At 33.7% G+C, this 6,110-nt stretch carries 10 protein-coding genes; 5 read left to right on the forward strand and 5 right to left on the reverse strand.

The window, feature by feature from the left end; genetic code table 11:
* Positions 1–100: 100 nt before the first annotated feature.
* From CVV77_RS22500 to CVV77_RS22080, 5 genes are all read right to left on the reverse strand, one after another.
* Positions 101–694 carry an alpha/beta fold hydrolase gene (locus tag CVV77_RS22500; protein WP_309300188.1) on the reverse strand — a complete coding sequence of 198 codons (594 nt, stop codon included), beginning with the start codon at positions 692–694 and terminating at the stop codon, positions 101–103.
* Positions 619–1,116 (reverse strand): SRPBCC domain-containing protein, encoded by a 498-nt coding sequence (locus CVV77_RS15950; RefSeq protein WP_100275861.1) that lies wholly within the window; start codon positions 1,114–1,116, stop codon positions 619–621. The genes CVV77_RS22500 and CVV77_RS15950 overlap by 76 nt, the downstream gene beginning before the upstream one ends.
* Before the next feature lie 101 nt (positions 1,117–1,217).
* Complete coding sequence (locus tag CVV77_RS15955; protein WP_309300187.1) at positions 1,218–1,496, reverse strand: ArsR/SmtB family transcription factor; 279 nt, start codon at positions 1,494–1,496, stop codon at positions 1,218–1,220.
* A gap of 334 nt (positions 1,497–1,830) precedes the next feature.
* A complete protein-coding gene (locus CVV77_RS22695; protein WP_198508143.1) occupies positions 1,831–1,953 on the reverse strand; it encodes a class III lanthipeptide in 123 nt (40 codons plus the stop codon).
* A 63-nt stretch (positions 1,954–2,016) separates the two neighbouring features.
* Positions 2,017–2,166: a hypothetical protein gene (locus CVV77_RS22080; RefSeq protein ID WP_157796813.1), complete on the reverse strand. Its 150-nt coding sequence runs from the start codon at positions 2,164–2,166 to the stop codon at positions 2,017–2,019.
* 197 nt (positions 2,167–2,363) lie between these two features.
* On the opposite strand from CVV77_RS22080, the gene CVV77_RS15960 reads away from it, so the two are divergent.
* From CVV77_RS15960 to CVV77_RS22200, 5 genes are read left to right on the forward strand one after another with little or no spacing between them, the layout of a single operon-like run.
* Positions 2,364–2,978 (forward strand): trypsin-like serine peptidase, encoded by a 615-nt coding sequence (locus CVV77_RS15960; RefSeq protein WP_250622085.1) that lies wholly within the window; start codon positions 2,364–2,366, stop codon positions 2,976–2,978.
* A 14-nt stretch (positions 2,979–2,992) separates the two neighbouring features.
* Positions 2,993–5,680 (forward strand): class III lanthionine synthetase LanKC, encoded by a 2,688-nt coding sequence (lanKC, locus tag CVV77_RS15965; RefSeq protein WP_198508144.1) that lies wholly within the window; start codon positions 2,993–2,995, stop codon positions 5,678–5,680.
* Entirely contained in the window at positions 5,634–5,774 is a 141-nt protein-coding gene (locus CVV77_RS22700) for a class III lanthipeptide (protein WP_395940382.1), read from the forward strand. Before lanKC ends, CVV77_RS22700 begins: the two co-directional genes overlap by 47 nt.
* A gap of 40 nt (positions 5,775–5,814) precedes the next feature.
* Positions 5,815–5,943 carry a class III lanthipeptide gene (locus tag CVV77_RS22195; protein WP_198508146.1) on the forward strand — a complete coding sequence of 43 codons (129 nt, stop codon included), beginning with the start codon at positions 5,815–5,817 and terminating at the stop codon, positions 5,941–5,943.
* Positions 5,944–5,980: 37 nt separating this feature from the next.
* Positions 5,981–6,109: a class III lanthipeptide gene (locus CVV77_RS22200; RefSeq protein ID WP_198508146.1), complete on the forward strand. Its 129-nt coding sequence runs from the start codon at positions 5,981–5,983 to the stop codon at positions 6,107–6,109.
* Position 6,110 lies beyond the last annotated feature (1 nt).

A 6,110-nucleotide genomic window follows, 5' to 3' on the forward strand; every position in this document is an offset into this window, starting at 1 on the left:
CAACAAGTGCCTTAGAGCCTTATGGAAGTAAGGTTCACTATTTTCTCCGATCATGATTGTTACTGGAATATTTACATCCCATCGTTCGGTTGGTTAAGGTTTATCCAATTGTTTCTCCCATAATCATACCGTCATAGGCAAGTGTATGAGCTAAGTCCTCCATTGACTTCCAAGAAGGATTAGCTTTCATATGATCTAGATATTCCAAAGGTATTCCGAGAGCCTTGCTCATGAAATATTTAGCAGCATCACCACGTCTGCCCTCCTCAATTAATTTATTCAAATGTTCAACATATTCTGTAGGTACTGCAGGACGACTATTATCAATAATAAATGGTGGCTCATACATAAATAGTTTTGTAATTTTATCTCCTAGTTTGCTTGCAGCTTCAAGTGTTAGCACTGCACCAGATGAGCTACCGAATAAAATGCCACTACCTCCAGCTTCCATTATTAAAGTCTCGATGTCTTCTATTTCTCGTTCAATTGCATACTGTGAAGCATCAGTGCTCTGTCCTCTACCCCGGCGATCATAATTATAAACTGTAAAATATTTAGCAAGCTGTACAGCTAGTTGTTCAGCGTCATAGTGATCAGCTGCGGCAGATGATACCAGAATTACAGCTGGTCCATTTCCTTGTTTTTCATAAGCAATTTTTGTTCCGTCTTTTGAGATAACTCTAGAATTAAATATTCTTCTAGCCTATCAAAAGCAGTAAATCCCTTAACCATTCCTATTTTTTCAGCGTTATTAAGGTCTTCAACATTGCTGAAACGGGTAATAATAGTTAATTTTGATCCTTCTCTTACCTCATTAATAGTTACAATGGTATACATCTCACTATTGTCGACAATACACCAATTTTCATCGGTAAATGAGTCAATGTAGACAATTCTCATAGGTTCAATAACCTCTTGGTAAATAGTTTTACAGTGAGCCTCTTCTCCATCTCCATTTTTTGGTTTTGAGTTATAGCGCCAGATACCACCGGGTCTAACATCCATCTCATATATGGTAGATGTCCAGTATTTAGGTCCCCACCAATGAGTGATATGTTCAGGTTTAGTCCAACCTTCCCATGCTAACCGGGGAGGAATAGCTATTGAACGTTCAATTGTAAGCTTTCCATGTTTTTGTAAACTTTTGTGTTACTTCTCATCTCAATATCATCCTTGTTTACAATTATTCTTAAACGTTTAGCTCCCTAGAAACAAAACTATTTTAATTTATCCCCCTTTTGTTTAATGTCGAGCATATAGTCCTCAAAGTGATCTAGACTCTCCTCCCATAAAATGCTAAATGAATCGAACCAAGCATCTAAATCTTGAAATGGTTGTGCTTCAAGGTTATAAATTCGCAGTTGTCCCTTAGTACGAAAACGTACCAATCCTGTCTTGGCCAAAATACGTAAATGACGAGACACCTGTGGTTGACCGATATTGAGAGCTTGAACTATTTCATTTACAGAACATGGTCCTTTTTTCAAAAGCTCCACATGGGACGAGTAGGATCTTTTAATTACAGGTGATGGGATTAATAAAGCTGCACTTTGTTCTCCATGTGTCCTTTTTCAGGATTGGTATAGGCATTGCGAAGCAAAAGCCATGCTATAATACCCTGCGTATTGCGGGAATTCGCTTGCAAATCTGATTCTACTTCACGCATCTCGGTCTAACTGCGGCTGCTTTTAAATTGTCTATCTGACTTTTAAGATACACCACCTAACCTACTATCTAATTTGAACTATGTAGCCTTAATAAAAGGGGCATAAAGAAGCTGTCCTTAAAAATAATAAGGACAGCTAGATGAAATATATTCTTAACTATAAATTAACAAATAAACAAACTTATGTTACTTCTGCCTAAACAGCCTATGCTCACATTGGATTGTTTTTTGTTACTTTTTGGTGATTCAGCGTCATAAAGTTTCTGAAGTGAAAGAACTTTTCTCATAATGCTTTACCTCCAGTTTATTCATTAGATTATGAAATAGTAAAAATTTAATGTGAATTTCCCTTAAGAACAACCTAAGGAAGTACAAGCATATAGACTTACAGAACTTCCTTGGCCCCCTTCGCAAATAAAAATACTCAAAACTGACTTTTTATCAGGGCTGTCACTATTTCTCGTAGGTAATTTTTGAAGTGATAAAATTTTATTAGACATCATAACACCTCCTTTTAGATTATGAATTTCATAAAAAAGTGAAAATTTTCACTTTTATCCATTGTAATATTTCCCATAAGGTATTACAATATAAATAACTTAAATTTCCTAAAAAAGAAAAAACGAAAAAGGAAATAGAAAGGTAATGAGTAATGGATAATATATGTAAACTTAGTTTCCTATTAGGACAATCAGAAGTGAATTCATTAGCTAGCGCATCTATTATCATATACAAAGATGAACTCTTTGTTGCTAGTGCAGCTCATTGCCTATACGATTTAGGCACTAATGAAATAGCCAAAAACATATCAATAGAAGTAGAGAATTGCGGAATGAAAGAATCATATGATGTATTAAAAATAGTAATACCTGAAAAATGGATTAGTACTCATAGGTTAACTTATGATTACGCCTTTGGATGGGTTAAAATGCCTGAAAACATGAAAAATATTGCTTTTATTCCTGAATTTGATTTAAGTGAGGTGATAGAGGAACATCCTAAATTGGTTACATTAGCAGGCTACCCAATTTCACTTTTCAGTTCTAAAAAGAGATATTCCAAAGGCGAATTAGATTTAACACTTCTCAAAGAAGAGCAGCTTATTGGAATGAGATCTAAACTTAAACATGGAATATCTGGCGGTCCTTGGTTTTTTGAAAGTAATAATGAAAAATTCCAGATTGGTGTTACATCTGCAAAGATAAAAAGCTTTAAAAATATGGTTTGGGCCTCTATTTGGACTAAAGATACAGAAAGAATACTAAACAAGTTATTAACAAGTGAGATGCAAGAAAAAATTATTCTAGCCTAAAGTGAGGGATTTTAATGGATTTAAGATACATTGAGTTTTTGAGTCCAGGCAATTTATTTTATGAATTGATAACACCGAATAAAATCACAAACAATTATCGTATACCCAACTTGAATTCTGAAGAGTGGAAACAAAACAAGGATATTAATTGGAGTTATTGCGTTAACACAATGAAAAAGATGCCAAAACAAGGGTGGAAAATACATATAACTGCAGATATTCATGAGGCACAAAAAACTTTAGATATTGTGCTTCCATACCTCATAAAAAATGAAATATCCTTTAAATTTGTACCTAATGAAAGGCAATTATTATTCAAAAACTCTAAAAACGGAGATAGAGCATCTTCAGGTAAGTTCATTACAATCTATCCTTATGATAACAAGACTTTTCTAACATTACTCTCAGATTTAGATAATCTAACAAAAACTTTAAAAAAAGGCCCTTATATATTGAATGATAAACGTTGGAAATATTCAAATGTCTTCTTCCGTTATGGAGCGTTTGTATCTATGTATGTAAATAAAGATGGACAAAATGTTCCGGCAATTCAGCGACCTGATGGTACATTAATTCCGGATGTCCGTGCTCCATATTATGAAGTTCCTGATTTTGTTGAAGAACCTGCTGAAATACAAATGATGACAAAAAAAGTTGACGCAGAACTTGATAAAGAAGACACATCGAAGTTTGATTCATACAATGTTATTTCTGCACTGCATTTCAGTAATGGCGGTGGAGTATATAAGGTTGAAAAAAACGGGAAAACGTTTGTTATGAAAGAGGGAAGACTTGGTTCAGGTTTGGACCGGTTGAAACGAGATGGTTTTAAACGAATTTATAAAGAAGCTGAAATAATAAAACAATTAAGTGAGAAGCCTTACATAGTTGATTTTTATGATTACTTTGAGATTTGGGAAAATAACTATTTGATTGAAGAACATGTATCAGGAATTTCGCTTATGGAATATGTATCTCAAAATTTTCCATTTTCATATAAAGAAGATAAGGATATTTATATGGAACGCATGATGCGTGTGATAGATCAGTTAATTGATGCTTTAAAAGATCTTCATAAAAGTAAGATTGCACTTGGAGATTTACAGCCAAATAATGTATTGATATTAGAAGATTACTCTATAAAATTAATAGACTTGGAAACTGCTGTAACTCCTGAGAGTAAATACACCCCCGCCTTAATGACCCCTGGTTACGTTACGGATCAAGCAGAAACTTTTGAGCAAGCAGATTGGTATGCATTACTTAGAATTTGCCGATTTTTGTTTTTACCGATAGAAAATTTATCTGATCTGTCAATAGATATTGAAATAAATCAAGATAAATGGATTGGAGAGAATTTTGGTGATGCAGTTTTAAATAAAATTAAAGAAATCCAAGACAAGACGTTACCAACCATCAAGAAACTAAGTGAAGCTTCTACTTTAACAATTCCACCTATGAAAATAAACTACAAGAATATCAATGAGATAACTGAAGGTTTGCGAGAGGGCGTCATAAGTCATTTAAAACCTAAGTCAGAAAGTTTAATATCCGGAGATATTAGACAATACATCGAAAAAATGGGGAGTCTATCAATTGCTAATGGAGGATTTGGCGGTTTAATGGCTTTGGATAGAACAGGAACTCTACCCGATTCAGTTTATCAATGGGTTGACTATGTATTAGAGACAGTATTGAATTTAGATACAGAAACATATAAAAATATTCCGCTCGGTTTATTTAACGGTATCTCAGGTATAGTGTCTGTTTTATACGATATTGGATATAAACAAGAAGCGATTAAACTGTTAACGTCAATGCCTTTTCCAGATGATGAACATTCGGATTTAACATTGTATTCTGGGTTAGCCGGAATTGGATTGAACTATCTGGCCTTTTATAGCATTACTGAGAAAAAAGATTTTTTAGATCGCGCTATTAAAATAGGAGATAAAATAATAGATGCCTATAAAGAAGATTGCTCCATCACTGTAAGAGATCCCTATGCAATGCCATATGGCTTGTTAAATGGTTGGTCCGGAATCAGCTTGTATATTCTAATGTTAGGAAAAGTGACAAAGAATAGTGACTTAATAAAACAGGCTAGCGAGATTTTCAATGAAGAAATAAGTAAAAACATTGAAATTGATTCTAAATTAGAATTAGCACAAATAAAAGAATATTCATTGGGTTATAAAAGGTTAATACCATATCTAGGTGAAGGTGCAGCTGGTATTGCATTAATCATGCTGGAATTTAACAAAAATCTTCCTGATTTTATGACTGAGAGTAATACTGAACTATTCAAAAAACTAACTAATGTTACAGACTTATATAGTACATTTGCAAGTGGCATCTTTCGTGGGGTAGGAGGAATGATTATTCTTGCTAATGCTATGAAAGGTGAAGGGGTAAATTCAGATTCATTAGAATATACCATTAAAGCACTTGGGAATTATCTCTTATATAAGGAAAACGAAGGAATTTTAAGTCCTGGAGAATATGGTTACCGACTATCTTTAGATTTACAAACAGGAAATAGCGGATTGATACTTACCCTTTCTGATATAGATAGCGGTAAGTGGAATAGTTGGTTACCATTGCCTAAGAATAATAATTTGGATATCTTTCAAACAAAGAAATTCGTTAAAGGAGGTGAAAAATTTGAAGAAGCTACTATCACTTCAGCACAAAGCACTTGATAAAGAAGTTACTCTTTTAAAAGGTAAGTCATCAGTAAGTCTAGGCTGTGATAAGATCAGTACAATTAGTATGTATTTTTGTGCTAATGGCTAGGACAACTATTAATTAATAGAGGTTTAAAGGAGGTGAAAATATGAAAAAGCTATTATCACTTCAGCACAAAGCACTTGATAAAGAAGTTACTCTTTTAAAAGGTAAGTCATCAGTAAGTTTAGGCTGCGATAAGATCAGCACAATTAGTATGTATTTCTGTGGTAACTAAGCGCCGCCCTTTATTCGAGATTAAAGGAGGTGAAAATATGAAAAAGCTATTATCACTTCAGCACAAAGCACTTGATAAAGAAGTTACTCTTTTAAAAGGTAAGTCATCAGTAAGTTTAGGCTGCGATAAGATCAGCACAATTAGTATGTATTTCTGTGGTAACTAAT

The organism is Bacillus sp. SN1, assembly GCF_002796895.1.
Lineage (GTDB): Bacteria > Bacillota > Bacilli > Bacillales > Bacillaceae > Bacillus > Bacillus inaquosorum.